The organism is Streptomyces sp. NPDC102279 (assembly GCF_044766365.1).
Taxonomy (GTDB): Bacteria; Actinomycetota; Actinomycetes; order Streptomycetales; family Streptomycetaceae; genus Streptomyces.
The window spans coordinates 468,442-488,404 of record NZ_JBIWLU010000001.1; the positions used below are offsets into that span (position 1 = coordinate 468,442).

At 71.0% G+C, this 19,963-nt stretch carries 18 protein-coding genes; 15 read left to right on the forward strand and 3 right to left on the reverse strand.

All coding sequences use genetic code 11. The annotated features are described in order from the left end of the window. The first annotated feature begins 85 nt into the window (after positions 1-85). Both ACIRQH_RS01985 and ACIRQH_RS01990 read left to right on the forward strand, forming a co-directional pair. Positions 86-1,885 carry a PP2C family protein-serine/threonine phosphatase gene (locus ACIRQH_RS01985; RefSeq protein WP_404223676.1) on the forward strand — a complete coding sequence of 600 codons (1,800 nt, stop codon included), beginning with the start codon at positions 86-88 and terminating at the stop codon, positions 1,883-1,885. 2 nt (positions 1,886-1,887) lie between these two features. After that, positions 1,888-2,364, forward strand: coding sequence for a response regulator (locus ACIRQH_RS01990; RefSeq protein WP_404223984.1), 477 nt, complete (start codon positions 1,888-1,890; stop codon positions 2,362-2,364). Here the strand turns inward: ACIRQH_RS01990 and ACIRQH_RS01995 are convergent. Beyond that, complete coding sequence (locus ACIRQH_RS01995; protein WP_404223678.1) at positions 2,316-4,712, reverse strand: ATP-binding protein; 2,397 nt, start codon at positions 4,710-4,712, stop codon at positions 2,316-2,318. The two genes, ACIRQH_RS01990 and ACIRQH_RS01995, sit on opposite strands and share 49 nt — an antisense overlap. A 240-nt stretch (positions 4,713-4,952) precedes the next feature. Between ACIRQH_RS01995 and ACIRQH_RS02000 the strand changes: the two genes are divergently transcribed. The 3 genes from ACIRQH_RS02000 (at position 4,953) to ACIRQH_RS02010 (ending at position 7,495) form a co-directional block, all read left to right on the forward strand. Further along, positions 4,953-5,399: a MarR family transcriptional regulator gene (locus ACIRQH_RS02000; protein WP_358817381.1), complete on the forward strand. Its 447-nt coding sequence runs from the start codon at positions 4,953-4,955 to the stop codon at positions 5,397-5,399. Positions 5,400-5,463: 64 nt separating this feature from the next. Beyond that, a complete protein-coding gene (locus tag ACIRQH_RS02005; RefSeq protein ID WP_388865804.1) occupies positions 5,464-6,822 on the forward strand; it encodes an MFS transporter in 1,359 nt (452 codons plus the stop codon). 115 nt (positions 6,823-6,937) lie between these two features. Then, positions 6,938-7,495: a cysteine hydrolase family protein gene (locus ACIRQH_RS02010; protein ID WP_404223681.1), complete on the forward strand. Its 558-nt coding sequence runs from the start codon at positions 6,938-6,940 to the stop codon at positions 7,493-7,495. Positions 7,496-7,621: 126 nt separating this feature from the next. Here the strand turns inward: ACIRQH_RS02010 and ACIRQH_RS02015 are convergent, their stop codons facing one another. After that, positions 7,622-9,859 carry an MMPL family transporter gene (locus tag ACIRQH_RS02015; RefSeq protein WP_404223683.1) on the reverse strand — a complete coding sequence of 746 codons (2,238 nt, stop codon included), beginning with the start codon at positions 9,857-9,859 and terminating at the stop codon, positions 7,622-7,624. 238 nt (positions 9,860-10,097) lie between these two features. Between ACIRQH_RS02015 and ACIRQH_RS02020 the strand changes: the two genes are divergently transcribed. Continuing rightward, on the forward strand, positions 10,098-10,874 hold the full coding sequence (locus ACIRQH_RS02020) for a TetR/AcrR family transcriptional regulator (RefSeq protein ID WP_404223685.1): 777 nt from the start codon (positions 10,098-10,100) through the stop codon (positions 10,872-10,874). Here the strand turns inward: ACIRQH_RS02020 and ACIRQH_RS02025 are convergent. Further along, complete coding sequence (locus ACIRQH_RS02025; RefSeq protein ID WP_358817384.1) at positions 10,871-11,314, reverse strand: MarR family winged helix-turn-helix transcriptional regulator; 444 nt, start codon at positions 11,312-11,314, stop codon at positions 10,871-10,873. The two genes, ACIRQH_RS02020 and ACIRQH_RS02025, sit on opposite strands and share 4 nt — an antisense overlap. A gap of 120 nt (positions 11,315-11,434) precedes the next feature. Between ACIRQH_RS02025 and ACIRQH_RS02030 the strand changes: the two genes are divergently transcribed. From ACIRQH_RS02030 to ACIRQH_RS02070, 9 genes are all read left to right on the forward strand, one after another. Next, positions 11,435-11,989 (forward strand): quercetin 2,3-dioxygenase, encoded by a 555-nt coding sequence (locus ACIRQH_RS02030; protein WP_404223687.1) that lies wholly within the window; start codon positions 11,435-11,437, stop codon positions 11,987-11,989. Further along, positions 11,989-12,852: an alpha/beta hydrolase fold domain-containing protein gene (locus ACIRQH_RS02035; protein ID WP_404223689.1), complete on the forward strand. Its 864-nt coding sequence runs from the start codon at positions 11,989-11,991 to the stop codon at positions 12,850-12,852. The genes ACIRQH_RS02030 and ACIRQH_RS02035 overlap by 1 nt, the downstream gene beginning before the upstream one ends. A gap of 543 nt (positions 12,853-13,395) precedes the next feature. Beyond that, complete coding sequence (locus ACIRQH_RS02040) at positions 13,396-14,577, forward strand: ATP-binding protein (RefSeq protein WP_358817387.1); 1,182 nt, start codon at positions 13,396-13,398, stop codon at positions 14,575-14,577. Beyond that, the gene (locus ACIRQH_RS02045) at positions 14,574-15,416 is read left to right on the forward strand and encodes a roadblock/LC7 domain-containing protein (protein ID WP_358817388.1); all 843 of its coding nucleotides are present in this window, start codon (positions 14,574-14,576) and stop codon (positions 15,414-15,416) included. Before ACIRQH_RS02040 ends, ACIRQH_RS02045 begins: the two co-directional genes overlap by 4 nt. Next, on the forward strand, positions 15,409-15,792 hold the full coding sequence (locus ACIRQH_RS02050; protein ID WP_351429120.1) for a DUF742 domain-containing protein: 384 nt from the start codon (positions 15,409-15,411) through the stop codon (positions 15,790-15,792). Before ACIRQH_RS02045 ends, ACIRQH_RS02050 begins: the two co-directional genes overlap by 8 nt. 3 nt (positions 15,793-15,795) lie before the next feature. Then, positions 15,796-16,356: an ATP/GTP-binding protein gene (locus ACIRQH_RS02055; protein ID WP_358817389.1), complete on the forward strand. Its 561-nt coding sequence runs from the start codon at positions 15,796-15,798 to the stop codon at positions 16,354-16,356. A gap of 10 nt (positions 16,357-16,366) precedes the next feature. Then, complete coding sequence (locus tag ACIRQH_RS02060; protein WP_358817390.1) at positions 16,367-17,749, forward strand: cytochrome P450; 1,383 nt, start codon at positions 16,367-16,369, stop codon at positions 17,747-17,749. Between the two features lie 93 nt (positions 17,750-17,842). Then, entirely contained in the window at positions 17,843-19,090 is a 1,248-nt protein-coding gene (locus tag ACIRQH_RS02065) for a cytochrome P450 (protein ID WP_388865549.1), read from the forward strand. Next, the gene (locus ACIRQH_RS02070) at positions 19,087-19,881 is read left to right on the forward strand and encodes an enoyl-CoA hydratase/isomerase family protein (RefSeq protein ID WP_358817392.1); all 795 of its coding nucleotides are present in this window, start codon (positions 19,087-19,089) and stop codon (positions 19,879-19,881) included. The genes ACIRQH_RS02065 and ACIRQH_RS02070 overlap by 4 nt, the downstream gene beginning before the upstream one ends. Positions 19,882-19,963 lie beyond the last annotated feature (82 nt).

Sequence of the window (19,963 nt, forward strand, 5' to 3'; positions counted from 1 at the left end):
ACAGGTAGTTTCCTCATGACAACTGATGGGAGCCGGGGCGGGTTCAGGCTCGCCCACACGCGGCTCGGAGGAAGAAGCGGGGGCCATGCCTGAAGAACCCGAGCACGCGGAGCACGGCATAACTGAGGCGGCGGACTCCCCGGAGGTCGACGGCTGGCCCAGGGAACTGCACAGCCTCTGGCTGGCGGCGAACGGCGTCCAGGACGTCACCGATCTCGCCCACCTGGTGTACCGGGCCCTCCTGACGCAGCCCGGCGCCGTCGTCGCGGCCGGTGCGCGGTGGGACGCCCAGGAGTTGATCTACACCCGGACGCTCACGACGGCCATGGCCGAGCCCGACACACGTCGGCCGCCGGCCGGTGAGCGTTGGGCCGTCTCCGAGACGTTCCACGAGCGCGGTGCCGGCGTCGAGGGCCCGGTGGTGATCGAGCAAGGCGCTCTGACGCCGGACGCCGCCCACTGGCCCGGTGACGCGCTGCGTGCGTTCGGCGAGGCCGTCACGGTGTTGGAGTGCGTCTTCCCGCTGGGTACCGACCGGGCCGCTCTGTGGGTGGGCCTGGGCGCGCCGCCGGAGAACCTCCAGGTTCTGCGGGCACGGCTGGAGCAGGTCGCGGAGATCCTCATGGTGAGCAACCAGCGCCTGCTGGTCCACCGGGGTCATGAGCGCCGCCAGGTCGAGGACGCGTTCCTCGCCGAGGCGTCCCTCCAGATGGACTCCAGTCTGGACGTCGAGGAGACGCTGCGCCGGGTCGCGCGGCTCGCCGTCCCGGCGATGGCGGAGGGCTGCGTCGTCCAACTCTTCGGAGCGGACGGCCGGCTCGCGCCCGTGGCGTGGGCCCACGTGGCGGCACCCGCCCAGGCCTGGCTGGCGGAGGTGTCGCTGAACGACGCGTGGCTCGGCAAGGCGCTGCGCGGCGCTTCGGAGCAGGCCGAGGGCGCGCTGCTGCGCGGCCCGGACCTGTCCGGCGGTCCGTTCGGCCCCGGCTCCGAGGGGTACGGCGCCGCTGTCCGCGTCCTGAGCATCAGTCCGCTGCGTGCAAGGGGGCGCACCCTGGGCACCCTGACGTTCCTGCACCACAGCTCCGACGGCGTCGAGGACCTGCGCATGCTCGGCGACCTCGCCGGGCGGGCGGCTCTGGCCATCGACACGAGCACCCTGTACGAGCAGCGGCGACGCCATGTGGAGATCCTGCAGCGGCACCTGCTCCCCCGGGCCCTGCCCGACGTGCCGGGGCTGATCCTGAGCAGTGCGTACGAGGTGGCCGACGAGTCGCTGGAGGTCGGCGGCGACTTCTACGACGCGGTCGTCACCGGTGACGGCCGGCTCGCCCTGATCATCGGGGACGTGTGCGGTCGTGGCGCCGAGGCCGCGGCGCTGACCGGTCTGGCGCGGCACACCCTGCGTACGCTGCTGGAGGACGGGACTCCGCCCGGGCAGGCCCTGACCCGGTTGAACCGCGCGCTCATCGCGGAGCGCAGCTCCCGGTTCGTCACCGCGCTCGCGGCCGTGCTGACCCCCGTGTCGGACGGCTGGGAGATCGAGCTGGCCAACGCCGGACACCCGAGACCACTGGTGCGCGGCGCCGACGGCGAGGTGGTGGAGGAGCTCAAGGCGGGGGGCGTACTGCTCGGTGTGCTCGACCGGTCCGAGTACGAACCCCTGCGTCTGCGGCTGGGCCGGGGCGAGTCGCTGGTGCTGTTCACCGACGGGCTCCTCGAAGCGCGCGGTGCGGACGGCACCTTCTTCGAAGAGCACCTCGCGGCCGCGGTCCGCCGCAGCGGCGGGGGACCATCCGCGTCGGACCGGTTGATCTCCCTGGCCTCGGAGTTCCGCGCGGCAGGCGACGACGACACGGCCGTACTGATCGCCGAGGTGAGGGCATGACCATGGGGCACGCGGACGAAGGCAGGCGGCGGGTCGACAACCAGTGGATCCTCGTGGTGGAGGACTCCGCCGAAGACGCCGAGGCCATCGTGCGGGCGCTGAACCGCACGCACCCGGAGCTGCGGCTGGAGTTCACCGACCATGGCGAGGGAATCGCCGAACGGCTCCTGGAAGCGGCCGAGTTGCCGGGTCTCGTCCTGCTGGACCTCAACATGCCCGGTCTGAGCGGGCATGCCGTGCTCAGTGCGATCCGCGCTCATCCGCAGCTCGCGGAGGTCACACTGATCGTGTTCACGTCGTCGACGGCGCCCGCCGAGGTCGACGCCTGTTACGCGGCGGGCGCCGACAGTTACATCTACAAGCCGGTGAACTTCGCGCTCTTCCGTACGGTCCTCAAGGGGGCGATCGACTACTGGCAGCAGACGAAGGGTCAGTCGCGGCCGGACACCTCCGTTCCCGGGTCGCCGAGCGTGAAGTAGAACGCCGTCCCCTGCCCCGGTTCGCTCTCCAACCAGATGCGTCCGCCGTGGCGTTCGACGATCCGTTTCACGACCGCGAGACCCACGCCGGTTCCGCCGCCGTACTCGGCCGGTCCGTGCAGCCGCCGGAACAGGTCGAAGACCTCGCTCTGCCGGCCGGGCGGGATGCCGATCCCGTTGTCCCGTACCAGGACGGCCTGTTCGCTTCCCGCGCCGTCGTGCGTGGGTACGGTCGCCACGGCGATCTCGACCGTACGGTCGGGGCGGTCGGCGGCGTACTTGGCCGCGTTCACCAGCAGGTTGACGAGGATCTCGTAGAGCCGGTCGGCATCGGCACGGACCAGGCCGAGGGGGTCGTGGCGTACGACCGTGACGTTTTCGTCCGCGAGGCGCGGGCCGGCGACCTCGAGGGCGCCGTCGACCACGTCGTCCAGCGCCACCTCGTCGCGTTGCAGGCCGCCCCGGCCCAACCGGGCGTAATGCAGGAGGGAGTTGAGGAGTTCGTCCATGCGGCCGGCCAGTCGCTGCATGGTCTCCAACCGCCGGACGCTGGTCGCGTCCAGATCGTCCGCCGCGTCCTCCAGGGTGAAGGTGGCGGCGTTCGAGATGCCGCGCAGCGGTTCCTTGAGGTCGTGGGCCGCGGCGTGGGCGAAGGAGTCCAGGTCCACGTTGATCATGCGGAGTTCGTCGTTGAGGCGGCCCAGCTCGTTCGCGTGGCGCAGGACGAGGCCGGTGAGCATGCGCCACATCTCCAGTGCCGCCGACCGGTCCTGGGCGGTCCACGGCAGGCTGCGGCCGCGCATGACGGACCGGAACACCGCGCCCGAGCCACGGGGCGTGAGTCGTTCCCCGCGGGGGCCGACGCGGACGGGCACCGCGGGGTCGGCGGCCCACTCGCGGGGCATCGGCCGCTCCGCGCGGGTCCATGCGAGGAACTCGCCCGACCTGCCGAGCGAGACCATCAGCAGGCCCGCGAGCCCGTCCGGTTCGGCGACCGGCCCGTTCTCTGCGTGTGCGTCCGCGTCCGCGTCTGCGTCTGCGTCTGCGGCCAGGAGTTCCGGCAGCCGGTCCGTGGCCCACACCGTGCCGGGCGTCATCAGGGCGGCACGGCGGCTCAGTTCGGATGCCAGCGGGTCGGGGAGCGGCAGTCCGGCGCTGACCACGCGGCCGGAGCGGGCGAGGGCCACCCCGTCGGCGTTCGTCAGCCCGCGGAAGGCCTCCTCGTGGCGCAGCAGCGACGCTTCGACATCGGAGTCGAGGAGTTCGGCGACGGCACCCGCGCGGGCGCCGGTGCGGGCGAACCCGTCGGCCCGCTCGCGCTCCTCGATCGCGGCCAGTTGCAGGGAGAACGCGGCGCCGAACAGTTCACAGGCGGAGCGGACCTCCGGTGCCAGGACCTTGGGGGCGGCTCCGTGGCAGGCGATGAGTCCCCACAGTCGTCCTTCGCGCATGACCGAGACGGACATGGACGAGCGGACGTCGATGTTGCGCAGGTACTCCAGATGGAATGCGGACACCGTGCGCAGCGCGGCGCCCGACAGGTCCAGCGGCTGTCCTGTGCTCTGCCTGACCTGGGGGTGGAGGCGGACGGTCGGGTCGTCCACGTCGGTGATGACCCGGATCCAGTTGTCCTGGTAGAGCCGGCGTGCCTGCGGGGGGATGTCGGTGGCCGGGAACCAGAGTCCCAGCCAGGGCTCCCAGGCCTCCGTGACCTCCTCGGCCACCACCTCACCGGGCCCGTCCGGGCCGTCGAAGCGGTAGGCGACCACACGGTCGAAGCCCGTCAGCGTCCGGATCTCCTTCACGGCGGTGCGGCAGCCGTCCGTGACCGTCGACGCCGACCTGAGCCGGGCCAACGCCCTGCGGACGCCTTGGTAGAAGCCGGAGAAGAGGAACGCCTGCCGCTCGTCGCGGGGCTCGAACTCCAGCACCAGCAGCTCGCCACTGCGGTGGACGGAGAGGTCGAAGGTGCCGCGGGCGGAGCCCTCGCCGGCCGTCACGGGCAGCGCGGCGGACGGCGCCTCGTCACCGCTCGTCGCCTCCAGTGCCTCGATCCAGTCGTCGGGTTCCACGACCCGGGTGACGGGGGCGCCGACGAGGTCCTCGGCCGCCACACCGAGCAGCAGCCCCGTGTTCGCCGCCGCCGTGTCGACCACACCGGTCGCCGTGTCGACGGCGACCAGGGTGCCGTACGACTGGACACCGCCCAGGAGATGGATCGGCTCGCGGACGCACTCCGACAGGTCGAATCCGCCCGGTACCGCCTGCTCCGCCGCCCGTGCCCGCTGCGACAGCCAGTCATCCCCCACGGGACCGCACCTCCACTTGAGCTGATCGTTCCTGCGCATCCTCCTCCACCGGCCGACGTTCGGCACGTGGGACACCGTCGCGGTGCGGACCCGTCGGGTCGTCCACAGGCACCACGCTCGGCACTGTGCGACTGATGACCCGCTCCGTGCGGGCGGAGCGGAGCTCCGGGAACCCGTTCGACATACCGCGACCGCCGGCCTCGTGACCGCACCCCATTCTCCAGCTAAACTGCGCAGGTAGCCTGGACAATCTGAACTGACGATCCTAGGCTGGGAACCATGAGTGATGATCATGTGCTGTCGCCTTCAGCCGTCCGCGCCTCGCAGTTGGTCAGAGGTGTCATCGGGCGTCTGCGGCGCCGCATCCGCGACGCCGGGAGCACCGAGGACCTCAGCCTGACCCAGGCGTCGGTGCTGGCCCGCCTGACGGACGACCAGGGGCTCACGACCAGTGACCTCGCGGTCTCCGAAGGGATGCGCCACCAGTCGATGGCGTCCACGGTCGGCGCCCTGGCGGGCCGGGGCCTGGTGGAACGCCGCCCCGACCCCGGAGACGGCCGCCGACAGCTGATCGCGCTCACCGCCGAGGGCCGCCGACGGGCCGAGGCGGGCAGACAGGCGCGCGGCGAATGGCTCGCCGCCGAGCTGCAGAAGAAGTGCACCGAGGAAGAACGCCGGACCGTGATAGCGGCCATGGCCGTGCTGGAGCGACTCGTCAGTGACTGAGCAGAGCACCGCCGTACCCGGCGGCACCAGGACGGCAGGCTTCGACCGCCGGCTCCTCCCCCCGATGATGCTGGGGTCGGTCCTGAACCCGATCAACTCCACCATCGTCGCCGTGGCGCTCGTCCCGATCGGCGTCGCGTTCGGTGCCCCGGCCTCACAGACCGCCTGGCTGGTCTCGGCCCTCTATCTGGCCACCGCCCTCGGTCAGCCGGTCGTCGGTCGCCTCATCGACATCTTCGGCCCCCGCCGCCTCTTCCTTCTCAGTACCAGCCTCGTCGGCGTCGCCGGCGTCGTCGGTACGCTCGCCCCGAACCTCGGCGTCCTCATCGCCGCACGCGTCCTGCTCGGCTTCGGCACGTGTGCCGGCTACCCGGCGGCCATGGCCCTGGTGCGCAGCGAGGCCGACCGGACCGGGCAGGACAGTCCCGCGGGGGTACTGACCACCCTGGCCGTCACCAACCAGACCATCGCCGTGGTCGGCCCGCTGCTGGGCGGTCTGCTGATCGGGCTGGGCGGTTGGCGCTCCACCTTCGCGCTCAACATCCCTCTCGCGGTGGTGGCCGTCGTACTCGGCCGGCTGCGGCTCCCCGAGCAGCCGCACAAACGGACGGCCGGCCGAGGTCGCCTGACCTCGCAGGTCGACCTGCCGGGCATGGGTCTGTTCGCGGCCATGCTCTTCTCGCTGCTGCTGTTCCTGATGAACCTGCACGCCGGCAACTGGTACCTGCCGGTGATCACCGTGGCCACCGCCGTCGGCTTCACCGTGCGGGAACTGCGCGCGAGGACACCGTTCATCGACCTCCGCGTCCTCGGCGGCAACGCCCCACTGCTGGCCACCTACGGGCGGGCCCTGGTCGCCTACATCGTGTCGTACGCCTTCCTCTACGGATTCACCCAGTGGACGGAGGAGAGTTACGGACTCTCGCCGTTCCACGCGGGACTGGTGCAGATCCCGATGTTCCTCGTGGGGATCGGTGTCTCCGTGACGGTCGGCCGGCGCGGCGGGGTCCTCGGCAAGCTCCTGCTCGGCGGCGTCGGCCAGATCGCCGCCTGCGCGCTGATGCTGACGCTCACCGCGGCGAGCCCGGTATGGGCGCTGGTCCTCCTCGCCGTCGTCTTCGGCGTGCCCCAGGGGTCCAACAGCCTGGCCCTGCAGAACTCCGTGTACTTCCAGGCCGATCCCGAGCGCACCGGCTCCTCCGCCGGCCTGCTGCGCACCTTCGCGTACGTCGGGTCGATGATCGCCTCCTCGGCAACCGCCGCGTCCTTCGGAGAGCGCGCCAGTACCGAGGGAATGCACCACCTCGCCTGGATCATGCTCGGTGCGGGTGTGCTCTATCTGCTGATCACCGTCCTCGACCGGAGCCTGCGCCGACTCTCGGCCGGCCCGGGCAACTCCTCGCCCTCCCCCGCGTCCTCGTAGCGGCGCACGGCCGTCCGCGCGGAAGAGCCTGAAGGCCTCCCTCGGAGATCACCCAAGTGCCGTGTCCACGTGCCCGCGTCCCCGAACCACGCACCCGTCGTGAAAGGCAGAAACCGTGTCCCGCAGCGCCCTTCTCTCCATGGACCTCCAGCTCAACCACATCGCGCACGTCCCCGACGGGTATCTGCCGGCCGCGGTCCGGGCGCTGGAGACGGCCCGCGCCGCCGAGATCCCCGTCGTTCACGTCGCCCAGCGGCTCCGCCCGGGACACGTCGACGTCCACCCCGACAACAAGATCTTCGGTGCGCTGCCGTTCCACCTGTTCACCGCCGACGACCCGGGTACCGCCATCCACCCGGACGCCGCGCCGCGCGGCGACGAGATCGTGGTGCACAAGAACCGCGTCAGCGCCTTCGCTGACAACGACCTCCGCCAGATCCTCGCGGCGCAGGGCATCGACCACCTCGTCCTGGCCGGTATCGCCACCAGCGGCATCGTCCTGTCCACCGCCCTGGAGGCGGCCGACCTCGACTACCGCGTCACGGTCCTGTCCGACGCCTGCGCCGACCGCGACCCCGACCTGCACACGACCCTGCTCGCCCAGGTCCTCGACCGCCGCTGCGAGGTCATGACGACGAGCGCATGGGCGGACACGCTCAAGACCTCGGCCTGACGGACGGCCGCCGCGCCGGGCGGCCGTCGTACGCGCCGGTGCCCACCTCCGTTCGAAGAGGCGGGCACAGAGCGTGCGTTGAGCCCGTCGCGGCGGGCCGCGGTCCGCGGTCCGCGGTCCGCGAAATCAGACCTCGGTCGAGTCCTTCGCGTACGGCGGCGTGAGCGGCCGCACCGATGCGCCCACCTGCTCGGGGCCTCCCTCGCTGAGGCCGTAGCGTCCGTGCAGTGTGCGCAGGAAGGGCGGCGCGTACCAGGCCGAGCGGCCCAGCAGGCGCATCGCGGCAGGTACGAGGATGCCGCGCACGGCGACGGCGTCGATGAGGATGGCCAGTCCGCTGCCCAGGCCGAACATCTGCATGAAGCTGAGCTGGGCCGTACCGAAGGCGAAGAAACTCACCGCGAGGAGACAGGCCGCCGCGCTCACGATCCGTCCGGTGTGGCCGAGTCCGTCGGCGACCGCGGACTCGTTGTCGTGGCCCGCCTCGTGGAGTTCCTTGATCCGGCTGGTGACGAACACCTCGTAGTCCATCGAGAGACCGAAGGCGATGCAGAACATCAGCACCGTCATCGACACCTCCATCGGCTGCGCCGTGAAGCCGAGCACGGACGACAGGTGGCCGTCCTGGAAGATCCAGGTCATCACCCCGAGGGTCGCTCCCAGGCTGATCATGTTGAGGACCAGCGCCCGCAGCGGCTGCACGACGCTGCCGGTGAACAGGAAGAGCAGTACGAAGGTGGTGAGGGCGACCAGGGCCACCGCGAGCGGGAGCCTGTCGGCGATGGACGCCTTGGAGTCGACCAGCACGGCGTCGGTCCCGCCCACGAGAGGGTGCGCCCCCTCGGGCGGCGCGACCGCCCGCACCTCACCGACCAGACGCTGTGCCTCCGCCGACTTGGGCGGCAGCGCGGTCACCACGTCGATCCGCTGCGCGTCCGGGCGGCCGAGCGCGGGGTTGCCGGGGCCGGTCGCCGTCGAGCGTCCGGCGCTGTAGGTACCCGTGCCCGCTTCGACGCGGGCGACGCCTTCGAGGCCGGACAGCGCGACCGCGTAGGCCTCCAACGGGCCCTTGCCCAGAGGCTCGTCGATGACCACGTGGAGGGCCGCGTCGTCGTTGCCGCCGAACTTCTCCGTCAGCACCGACGCGACCCGGCGGCTCTCGGCGCTCTCGGGCAGCACGCGCTCGTCCGGTGTGCCGAAGGAGATTCCGAGCAGCGGGCTCGCGGCCAGCAGCAGGACGGCGAGCACGGGCAGGGCGGTCAGCGCCGGCCGCCGCATGACGGTGCGGGCGAGCCGGCCCCACAGCGGCGGCCTGCCGTCGGTGGGCCGGGTCCTCGCCCAGGGCAGCCGCCCGCTGTTGACGCGGTGCCCCAGCACGACGAGGAGCGCGGGCATGACGAACAGGGTGCTCACCGCCGCGATGGCGACGACGCCGACCCCGGCGTAGCCGAAGGAGCGGAGGAAGTACTGCGGGAACACCAGGAGGGCGCCGAGGGCGGCGGCCACGGTCGCGGCGGAGAACGTGATCGTCCGGCCGGCGGTGCTCACCGTCCGCCGGACGGCGTCGTCCACGCCGGCGCCTGCGGCGAGTTGTTCGCGGAAGCGGCTGACCATGAGCAGCGCGTAGTCGATGCCGAGGCCGAGCCCGAGGGCGGTGGTGAGGTTGATCGCGAAGACGGAGACATCGGTGACGCTGCCGAGGACGAACAGCCAGGCGAACGTTCCCACGATCGCGATGATGCCGATCACCAGCGGCAGCAGGGCCGCGACCACGCTGCCGAACACGACGACGAGCAGGAGGAGGGTGAGGGGTACGGCGATGCTCTCGGCCAGGACGAGGTCCTCACCCGACTGTGTGCCCATCTCACTGGTCACGGCAGCGCCACCGCCGGCCCTGACCGTCAGAGCACCCTTGTACGGTCCGGCGTAGGTGTCGATGACGCGCTTGGCGTTCTCGTCCCGCTCGGTGCCGTCTCCGGTCACATGGGCGAGGACCATCGCCTCGCGGCCGTCCTCGGAGCGGAGGCCGGGACTGTCCGTGTCCCAGTACGAGACCACGTTCCCCAGATCGCGTTCCTTCTTGAGGTCGGCCACCAGGGCCCGGCCGGTTCGCAGCGCGGCCGGGGCGTCGACACCTCCCACGGACGCCCGGACCAGCAGGACCAGGTTGGTCTCCCCGCCGAACTTCTCGTCGATGATCTGTCCGGCGCGGCTGGACGAGGAGGCCGGGTCGTCGTATCCGCCGCCCAGCAGCTTCCCGAACGCGCCGGCGCCCGCGACCCCCATGAGGACCACCGCCACGACGGCGACGACAAGGACGAGCCGGGAGCGGCGGATCACCAGTTCGGCTATGCGTTCGAACACGGACGGTCTCCTTCGTGTCCTGACGCCAAAAGGACGTCAGGCAGGCGGCATTGAGGCGGGAGGGATCGACTCACTGCCCCGCGGCAGCACGTCACACCGACAGGGCGGATGCGACGACGCGGATGTCGTCGCCCTGACGACGTTAGGGAGACGGCGGAGATTTTGGCAGTGTCAGATTTTTCTGGCGGCTTGCAACTTGACTCCGCGGACGCCCAGTTGGTGTCGTACGGTTCGTGACATGACCGTCGGCGAACTCGCAGCAGCCCTGCCCTCCCTCCGCGAGCGGCGCCGGGCGGCGGCCACCCGGGAGATCCTGGAGGCGGCCGAGCGCCAGATCGCCGAACACGGCCCCGCAGCCCTGTCCCTGCGCGCGGTGGCCCGGAGTCTGGGCATGACCGTGCAGGCGCTCTACCACTACTTTCCGAGCCGGGACGACCTCGTCACCGACCTCATCGTCAGGGCGTACGACGCCCTGGCCGAGGCCGTGCAGAGCGCGGTCGACGCCACCACGGGCGGCACGGCCCGGGAGGGCGTGGTCATCGCTGCCGAGGGCTACCGCCGTTGGGCCATCGACCACCCCGAGCGGTTCCAGCTCCTGTACGGGACACCGCTGCGGTACTACGCGGCGCCCGCCGAGGGAACGACCACGCGGGCGGCACGCCGGATGAGCGCCATCTTCGAGCGGGAACTGTTCGCCGGCTTCACCGCGGCGCAGCTCGCCGCCGCCGACACCGGCGGCCTCTCACCCTCGGCGCTGGCCTACCTCGACCGGTTGCCGCCGACCGGCCGGGACGAACTGCCGCCTCCCGCGACCGCCCTCGTCCTGAGCGCGTGGGGCCACATGCACGGCCAGGTCGTCCTGGAGGTCTTCGGCCACACGGCCTTCCTCGGTGACCACCAGGCCGAGATCTTCCGGATGGCCATGCGGAACCTGATCGAGGACATCCACAGCCGGATTCCCGCCGCCGCGCCGACGAACGGTGACGGCACCGGGGAAGCCGTCCGCGAGGGTTAGGAGCCCAGCCCTTCGGGCGGGAGCCCCCAGGGCTGTTCGAGGGTCGCCCTCAGCGCGGTGACGGCGTCCTCGCCGATGCGGGCCGCGAGCGTGCGCTCCAGCTGTCCGACCATGGCTTCCGCCCGCTCGTGCGCGGTCCGGCCCTTGGCCGTCCGGCGGATCAGCCGCCGGCGCGCGGAGCCGGGGTCCGGGGTCTGGTCCAGCAGGCCGACGGCGATCAGGCTGTGCACCGCCTGGTGAGCCGTCTGCCGGGTGACACCCATGCGCCGGGCCAGTTCGGCCACCGTCGTGCCCTGCTCGTCGAGAACGGTGAAGACGTGCAGCTGCGTCGCGGTGACGGGGTCCACGTCCTCGGCCTCCAGCGCCGCGAGCAGTCCCTCGTCGAACCACCGACGCGCGGCGCCCAGCAACTGCGGCAGGTTGCGGCCTCCGCCACCCATACGTTCCTCGTCTCCCCGCGGGCCCCGGCACGGGTCTTGCGCCTCCCGAACCGACATGTCAGGGTACCTTACATTCATGTCAGGCAACCTGACATTCACCGTCGGCTCCGAGGAGATCGCATGACCTTCGAGTACGCCACCCGATACCGCCCGGCCTCGCACATCCCGCCGGAGCCCGGAAAGCCCTACTTCATCGAGAAGGGCATGGGCGACAGGGCCCACCTCTTCACCGACCTGTTCACCGTGTACGCGGGCGGCGAGCAGACCGAGAACACCTTCAACTTCTTCACGTGCGAGGGCCCCAAGGGCGACACCATCCCCGCCCACATGCACGCCGACACCTACGAGGTGTTCTTCGTGACGGACGGGGCGGTCCGGCTCTACGTCGAGGAGCCGGACGGCACGCAGCACACGAAGCTGCTGACCAGCGGGGACTTCGGCTTCGTCCCCAAGAACTGCCCCCACGCCTATCGCATCGAGCGCAACGGCAGCCGCATCGTCGGTGTCGCCTCCGGACCCTCGGGCACCTTCGAGCGCTTCTTCGAGAACCTGGGCACGCCCACGGAGTCGCTCGGACTCCCCCAGCAGCCCCACGTCCCCGAGCCGCGGAAGTTCGGCACCGTGCCCCAGCAGTACGACGTCCGGTTCCTGCCCCAGCACCAGTGGCAGGTCTGATGCCCGCCCCGGACCTCCGCCCGGTGATCGCGGCACCGCACCCCGACGTCGCGCCGCTCCCGCCCGCGGCACCGGTCGGCGACGGGGTGCGGCTGTACCGCGGCGTCCCGTACGCGGAGGCTCCCGGAGCACGTCCTCTCGAACTCGACCTGTGGCTCCCGGCGGGTACGGGGCCGCATCCCCTGGTCCTCCTCGTGCACGGCGGCGCCTGGCGCAGGGGGCACCGCGGGGACATGGGGCTCCGTATGCGCTCGTGGGAGCCGAGCCCGTTCGCCCGCATCGCCGCTTCGGGATTCGCGGTCGCCTCGGCCGACTACCGGCTCAGCGGCGAGGCCGTGTTCCCGGCCCAACTCGACGACCTGCGCGGCGCTTGCGACTGGCTGTCGGCGCGTTCCGACGAACTCACCCTCGACACGGAACGGACGGTGGTGTGGGGCGAGTCGGCCGGCGGACACCTCGCGGCGCTGCTCGCCCTGGCGGACGACGTACGGGGAATCGTCGGTGCCGTCGTCTGGTACGCGCCGACGGACCTCACCCTGGACGCGGACAACCCGCACAGCCCGGAGGCGCTGCTGCTCGGTGCCGCCCCCTCCGAGGTTCCGGACCGCGCGGTCCTGGCCGGTCCCCTCCAGCAGGTGCGTCCGGGGGCGCCACCCTTCTTCCTCGCGCACGGAGAGAACGACTCCATGGTCGGCCCCGAGCACGCGACGCGGCTGGCCGCGCGACTCTCGGAGGTGGGGACGCCGGTCGACCTGCGGCTGGTGCCGGGTGCCGACCACGTCTGGTACGGCCTGCCCGAGGACCAGGTCGAGGAGGTGTTCGCCGCCTCGCTCCGCTGGGCCCACGAACGGGCCGGCGGCTGAACGGCGATACCGCCGGGGGGAGCCGGAGGTCCGGCGTGCCGGCTGCGACGGGCGTGAGCCTCGCCGTCCGCGACGGGCGTGAGCCTCCTCAACAGGCGCATGGCCGACGCCCGTCGGCCCGCTGCCTCATCCTCGAAGAGTGCCGAACCGGCACGGTACGAGTGTCGATCCATTGTGTCCCTCGCGCCCGTCACGAGCCACGGCGGGTGGAGGTTCCGCGCTGCGCGTGCGGAGATCCGCGCATGATCCGGCGGCCTGCGGCAAGGTGAACCGGAACCGGCCGCAGCGGTGGCTGAAGAAGTATCAACAAGCCTACCCAGCAGCCGCGTTGGCGTCGAATTCGGTCAAAGGGGTCGCGATCCGGAGGCCATCTCGCAGTGATAGCATTCCCGCGTCTTCGACCTTGATCAACTCGGCTCGCGTGGTGGTCCGAGGTCGGCCTGCTCTTCGTGTAACAGCGGTCATGCAGTTAGCGGATGTGTCGCGGGTCCTTTCGGGGTGTATCTGGTGATGCCTGCATGCCACGCACCAGGAAAGGTTTCCATGAATCAAGACACGCTCATATGGTGTCTGGCTGCGGCAGCGGTGGTCGCCGTAGGCGCAGCCGTGGTCCTCGTCATCCGCAACAAGGCCCTCGGGGCCAGGAGGAAGCAGGTCGAGGCGGCGCTCACGGCGCAGTTGAGCGAGTCCGAGGGCAAACTCGGGCACTCGCGCGCGGAGTTGCAGAAGTTCAGCGACGAACAGGCCGCCGTCATCCAGGAGGCCGAGCGATCGGCGGAGGAGAGCACCAAGGCCGTCCTCAAGGGCGCGGCCCGCTTCCTGCAGAGCCTCGCCGCCGAGCAGACGACCCTCCTGGACAGTATCCAGCGCAAGTACGGCGGACACGCGGTCCTCTCCGACCTCTTGGACGTCAACCACGCCAACGCGCAGATGGCCCGTAAGGCCCAGGGCATCGCGGTCATGTGCGGTGCGCCGCTCGGCCGACGCAACCAGCCCGCCAGCGTGTACGACGTCGTGCGCAGCGCGCAGGGGCAGATCCGGAACTTCCACCGCGTCCAGATCATGCAGCAGAGCGGCATCGCGCTGAAGGCGTCCGCCGTGGCGCCCGTCGCGCTCGCCGTGGCCGAGCTGCTTGACAACGCTGCCAGCTTCTCGCAGCACGACGCACCGATCGAGGTGACGTTCCAGCGGGTCCAGAGCAACCTGTGCATCGTCATCGACGACGCCGGCGTCAGCATGAGCGACGAGGACCGGCAGAAGGCGACCACGCTGCTGTCCGGCGAGTCCGTCCCGCGCCTTTCGGAGCTGGGCACCCAGCCGAAGTTCGGCTTCCCGGTGGTCGGCCTGATCGCCCGTCAGTACGGCTTCAAGGTGGACGTCACCGGGGTCTCCCGGTACGGCGGCGTCCGGGCCGTCGTCCTGCTGCCCGAGGAGTTGTGGACCGTGGAGGAGACCCCGCCGACCCCGAAGGAGGCCCCCGTCACGAGGATCCGCCGGGTCGAGAGCCGGGAGGAGCAGCCCGCGACGCGTACGTTGCACGGTCTGCCGAAGCGGGCCGACCGTCAGGAGCCCGTCGCGAGCCTCACCGACGACGAGGACACCCCGCCGGCCCGGACGCCCCGGAGGACCGCCCGCGGCTCCGGCGGTCTCGGTGCCCTCCAGCGTGGCACGCTCTCCGGCCGCGACCTCGCAGTTCCCTCGCCCGAAGGGTCCGAAGACGCATGACCACAGACATGTCGTGGATGGTCCGGGACATCGTGGACAACGTCCCCCGGGCACGGCACGCCGTGGTGCTGTCCGCGGACGGCATTCCCCGCGGGTCCACGGACGGCCTGACCCCGAAGGACGTCCGGACCATCTCCGCCGCCATGGCCGGCATGCAGTCGCTGAGCCGGGCCACCGCACACTTCGCCGGTCCGGCCGAGGAGCGTCGGTGGAACCAGACGGTCATCGAGTTCTCCCACGGATGGATCTTCCTCATCGGCGCGGGGCAGGGTGCCTACCTGGCCGCCGCCGCGGAACCCGACGTCGACCTGCAGCAGATCTCGTTCCGTATGCACCGCCTCGTCGCCCGGCTGGGCGACAACCTCACCTCACCACCGCGGGTGAGCGCCGGTGACCCCCGCAGCGACGACGCGGCGGCCGTGCGCGAGGGGACGGGCTCCTCGGGGTTCGTGCTCGCCGCGCTGGACCAGGCCATCGCCGACGTGCCGGGCGCGCGGCACGCCGTACTCCTCGGGTCGGACGGGCTCCCGCGGGGCGCGACATCCGGGATGAGCAAGGACCTCGCGGACACGATCTCCGCGGCCATGACGGGCATTCACGCCTACAGCCGTGTCACCTCGCAGTTCGCGGGTGGCCTGAAGGACGCCGAGTGGCGTCAGACGGTCATCGAGTTCCAGCACGGCTGGATCTTCCTGATTGCGGCCGGTGACGGCGCGTTCCTCGCCGCGTCCGCCGATCACGACTGCGACATCGAAGAGTTCACCGCACGTCTCGAGGACGCCGTTCCCACACTGCTCGCGAAGCGGGCACCCCAGGGAGAGAGGGCCGACGATGCATGACGGACCGGACGACGAACTGGAACTGACGGCGCCCTTAGTCCCCCTGTTCGTGATCACGGGCGGACGTGAGCTTCCCGCGGACCACGAGTACGAGCACACCACCCTGGTCACCGCCCACGAGGACGCGCCCGGCGCGGCACCCGTGCTGTCCCCCGAGGCACGCAGGGTGCTGGACCTCGTCGCGGACGGGTTCCTGTCCGTGGCCGAGGTGTCGGGCCACACGCACCTGCCGATCGGCATCGTGCGCATCCTGCTGGCGCAGTTGGAGGAGAACGGCCTCATCCTCGTGAGGAAGCCCGTGCCCCGCGCCGAGCGTGTCGACCGCGAACTGCTCAGCGCCGTGCTCGACGGCCTGCGAACCCGATTCGGAGCGTGACTCGTGTATCTGGATCCAGCCGTCTCCAACTCCGTGAAGATACTCATCGTCGGGCACTTCGGGGTGGGCAAGACCACCTGCATCGGCAGCATCTCCGAGATCGAGCCGCTGCAGACCGAGGAGGAGATCACCGAGGCGAGCGAGGGCTTCGACGACCTGTCGGGGACCCCGGACAAGACGACCACCACGGTCGCCATGGACTTCGGCCGGCTCACCCTCAGCGAGGAGCTCGTCCTCTACCTCTTCGGGACCCCCGGGCAGGAACGCTTCAAGGAGATGTGGGAGGAACTGTCCCGGGGCGCGCTGGGCGCCCTGGTGCTGGTCGACCCCACACGGCTCCACGAGAGCTTCGCCATCCTGGACCTGGTCGAGCGGTTCGGCCTGACGTACGCCGTCGGCGTCAACCGCTTCGACAACACACCGGACTACCCGCTCGACGAAGTACGCGAGGCACTCAACCTCTCCGAGGAAACACCCATCGTGCACTGCGACGTCCGCGACGAGCACTCCTCCGCGCAGGCGCTCATCGCCCTCGTCACCCACCTCATGACAGTCCTCGGCTAGGAGACACACCATGCAGCAGCCCTTCAACGCGCCCGGCATACCGCCCGGTTGCCCCGCGCACGGGAACGTCCAGCTGTTCGGCCCGGAGTTCGGCTCCAACCCCGAGGCCCACTACGCCGAGCTGCGCGCGGCCGGCCCCAGCGCGCCCGTCGACATCGCGCCGGGTGTCGAGGTCGAGCTGGTCACCAGTTACGACGCGAGCCTGTACATCCTGCAGAACCCGGCCTGGTTCGTCCGCGACTCGCGTCGCTGGAACGCGCTGAACGAGGGCCGGGTACCGGCGGACAGCCCGGCGCTGCCGATGATGGGCCACCGGCCCAACGCCCTGTTCAGCGACGGCGCGGCGCACGCCCGTCTCCGGCAGGCCGTCACCGACAGTCTGGCCACCGTCAACGAACTCCAGCTCATCCGGCAGGTGCAGCAGTCCGCCGACTACCTCATCAGCCGGTTCAGCACCGAACTCCGCGGCCAGGCCGAGCTGATGGCGGACTACGCCCAGCCGCTCCCGCTGCTGGTCTTCAGCGACCTGTTCGGCTGTCCGCCCGAGATCGGTGACCGTGTCATCGTCGGGATCAGCGGCATCTTCGAGGGCACTCCCGGCGCGGACGAGGTGCTGGGAGGCGCGCTCGCCGAGCTGATCGCCCTCAAGCACCGGCAGCCCGGCGAGGACCTGACCACCCGTCTGATGAAGCACCCCGCGGGTCTGACCGACGAGGAGGTGCTCCACCAGCTCGTCACCCTGCTCTCCGGCGGCACCGCACCCCTGGCGGCCGCCATCGGGACCAGCAGCGCGCTGTACCTCGGCGAGGAGTGGCAGGCCGGTCTGCCCATCGAGGACGCCGTCGTCCAGACCCTGTGGAACTACGCGCCGATCGCCAACTACGCGGCCCACTACCCGACGCAGGACGTCGAACTGGGCGGCAGGACGCTCCGCGCCAACGACCCGGTCCTCATCTCCTTCGCGGCCGCCAACACCGACCCGAAGCTGACCGAGCACCGCGAGCAGCTCAGCGGCAAGGCGCACCTCGCCTTCGGCGCGGGACCCCACGCCTGTCCCGCCAAGGACCCGGCGTTCATGATCGCGGTCACCGCCGTGGAGTCCCTGCTCAACCGCCTCCCCGACGTCGAGCTGCGCGTCCCCTTCAAGGATCTCGCCTGGGTTCCCGCGCCCTGGAGCCGCTCCCTGGTGACCGTCCCCATCCGCTTCACCCCGCGCCAGGTCCCCTCGGCCGCGGCCCAGCAGACGCACTCGCTGCCCGCTCAGGCGGCGCAGAGGTCCGCGTCGGCCCAGCAGACCTCCGGGGCCCCCGGAGCCCGTCCTGCGGCGCACGCCGCGCCGCAGCACAAGGGCGGACTCTTCACCCGCTTCCTCGCATGGACGCGAGGCGAGTGACGTAGGTAACCCTAAGAGACCAGAGTGTTATTGGATGCTTCAAGCACCCCGCGGGTATGCATGGCGGCGTTTGCTCAGAAAGGAGCCGCCACCGTGGGGATTGCCACGACACCGTCCACCGACCGTCGGACAGCCGTCGCTCTCTTCTCCCGCCTGCGCAAAGCAGAGGGCCAAGCCGATCCCTTTCCGATCTACACGGAACTCCGGTCGAGAGGCGGAGTCAGCCCCGCACCCTGGGGAGGCTTCCTCGTCACCTCCTTCGCCACCTGCGACCAGATCCTCCGCAGCTCCAACTGGCTGGAGCCGGACAGGAACTGGCGCGAGAGCCAGGGACCGCGCACCCGCTGGAGCGCCTCCTCCTCACGCGAGATAGGCCGCACCCTGCCGGCGCTCAATCCGCCGGAGCACACCAGGGTGCGGCGCGCGGCAGGCAGCTTCGACCGCGGAACCATCGAGCAGATCGGTCGCACGGTGAGCCGGGTGACCGACACGCTCATCGACACCCTCGAGGAGCAACTGCGGCACGGTGAGGCGGACTTCGCCGCCCTGGTCAGCGAGGAACTGCCGATCGCCGCCATCGGCGACTGGCTGGGGCTGCCGCCCGCGGACTGGCCGCGCCTGCGCGAACTGACCCACGACCAGGTCTTCACCCAGGAACTGCTGCCCTCGGCGAGCCAGTTGGCACAGTCCGACGCGGCCATGGCCGAACTGCGCTCCTACCTCACCGCGGTGGTGCGCCACCGGCGCCGCCATCCGGGCGAGGACCCGGTGTCCCGGTGGATCACCACATGGGACGGCATGGAGCCGGACCAGGAGAAGGCGGACGAAGCCGTCTACCTGCTGGTCCTGTTCATCCTGCTGGCCGCGCTGGAGACGACCTCCACCCTGTTGTCCACCATGACGCTCCTGCTCCTCGAACATCCCGAGCGGTGGGACATGGTCGCCGCGGACCCGGACATCGTGCCCGCGTTCGTGGAGGAGGCCCTGCGCTACGACTCACCCACCCACGTGATCAGCAGGGTCGCGGCGCAGGACTGCGTCCTGGACGGTGTCGAGATCCGCGCGAACGACATGGTCCACCTGATGGTGGGAGCGGCCCACCGGGATCCGGCCAAGCACCCCGATCCCGACCGCTTCGACCCTCGACGCAAACCGGCCCACCTCGCCTTCAGCGGAGGCATCCACTACTGCCTCGGCGCCCCGCTGGCTCGCCTCGAGGCCCAGATCCTTCTCCGTCAACTCGTCAGACGCCTGCCGCGCCTCACCCTCGTGCGACGACCGCAGAGGGCACCCCGTGTCGCCTTCCGGCGTCTCCTCAACCTGGACGTCGCCCTCGCATGAACGACATACTTCCCGCCCTCCCGGAGCACTCCCCCGGCTCCATCGGCACCGAGCAGGACGGACCCGTCCTCCACGTGCGCCTCAACCCCTCGCACCTGGACGACACGCTGGGCGTCGGCGTCCTCGACGACCTGACCGCCCTGCTCGACGGGCTGCACGAACGGCCCGACGTCCGCGTGGTGGTCCTCTCCTCCCTGGGCGAGGACTTCTGCCTCGGAGCCGACCGGGCGGAATACCTGGCCGCGCTCGACGCGGACCCGACCGGCGCCACCATGCGCCGGATCGCCGACAAGGCCCAACGCCTCTGCCAGGCACTGGAGAACACCCACGCCATCACCGTCGCCCGGCTGCACGGCAAGGTCGTCGGGGCCGGTCTCGCCCTCGCCGCGTACTGTGATCTGCGCGTCGGCGCCGACACCTGCCGGTTCCGCATGCCGGAGGTCGGCCTGGGCCTGCCCCCGGCCTGGGGAGGGGCCATGGGGCGACTCGTCTCCGAGGCCGGTGTCGCGAGGATCCGCGAACTCATGCTCACCTGCGAGGTGTTCGACGCGTCCACCGCCCATCGGCTCGGCCTCCTCCACAAAGTCGCCCCGGCCGACCAGCTCGACCGGACCGTCGCCGCTTGGACCAGGCCGCTCGTCCGACGCGCTCCCGAGAGTCTCGTCCTGACGAAGCGCATGCTCACCGGCTTCTCGCAGGCGTCCCGCACCGCCGACGTCTCCCTGCTCGACGCCCACCTCCTGACCGCCCACCTCACCCGCCCGCAGAGCCGGGACCTGACGGCCCTGTAGGAGGCGCGCCGCCGCCCTGTGCGGAACCGGACTGCCGCACAGGGGCCTTGGGCCCCACAGAACCTCCATCGGGGCCCTGACA

Bases quoted from the DNA above. Each gene is read 5' to 3' on its own strand.
- ACIRQH_RS01985 (WP_404223676.1), top strand. From the start codon at position 86: ATGCCTGAAGAACCCGAGCACGCGGAGCACGGCATAACTGAGGCGGCG.
- ACIRQH_RS01990 (WP_404223984.1), top strand. From the start codon at position 1,888: ATGGGGCACGCGGACGAAGGCAGGCGGCGGGTCGACAACCAGTGGATC.
- ACIRQH_RS01995 (WP_404223678.1), bottom strand. From the start codon at position 4,712: ATGCGCAGGAACGATCAGCTCAAGTGGAGGTGCGGTCCCGTGGGGGAT.
- ACIRQH_RS02000 (WP_358817381.1), top strand. From the start codon at position 4,953: ATGAGTGATGATCATGTGCTGTCGCCTTCAGCCGTCCGCGCCTCGCAG.
- ACIRQH_RS02005 (WP_388865804.1), top strand. From the start codon at position 5,464: ATGATGCTGGGGTCGGTCCTGAACCCGATCAACTCCACCATCGTCGCC.
- ACIRQH_RS02020 (WP_404223685.1), top strand. From the start codon at position 10,098: ATGACCGTCGGCGAACTCGCAGCAGCCCTGCCCTCCCTCCGCGAGCGG.
- ACIRQH_RS02025 (WP_358817384.1), bottom strand. From the start codon at position 11,314: ATGGGTGGCGGAGGCCGCAACCTGCCGCAGTTGCTGGGCGCCGCGCGT.
- ACIRQH_RS02030 (WP_404223687.1), top strand. From the start codon at position 11,435: ATGACCTTCGAGTACGCCACCCGATACCGCCCGGCCTCGCACATCCCG.
- ACIRQH_RS02035 (WP_404223689.1), top strand. From the start codon at position 11,989: ATGCCCGCCCCGGACCTCCGCCCGGTGATCGCGGCACCGCACCCCGAC.
- ACIRQH_RS02040 (WP_358817387.1), top strand. From the start codon at position 13,396: ATGAATCAAGACACGCTCATATGGTGTCTGGCTGCGGCAGCGGTGGTC.
- ACIRQH_RS02045 (WP_358817388.1), top strand. From the start codon at position 14,574: ATGACCACAGACATGTCGTGGATGGTCCGGGACATCGTGGACAACGTC.
- ACIRQH_RS02050 (WP_351429120.1), top strand. From the start codon at position 15,409: ATGCATGACGGACCGGACGACGAACTGGAACTGACGGCGCCCTTAGTC.
- ACIRQH_RS02060 (WP_358817390.1), top strand. From the start codon at position 16,367: ATGCAGCAGCCCTTCAACGCGCCCGGCATACCGCCCGGTTGCCCCGCG.
- ACIRQH_RS02070 (WP_358817392.1), top strand. From the start codon at position 19,087: ATGAACGACATACTTCCCGCCCTCCCGGAGCACTCCCCCGGCTCCATC.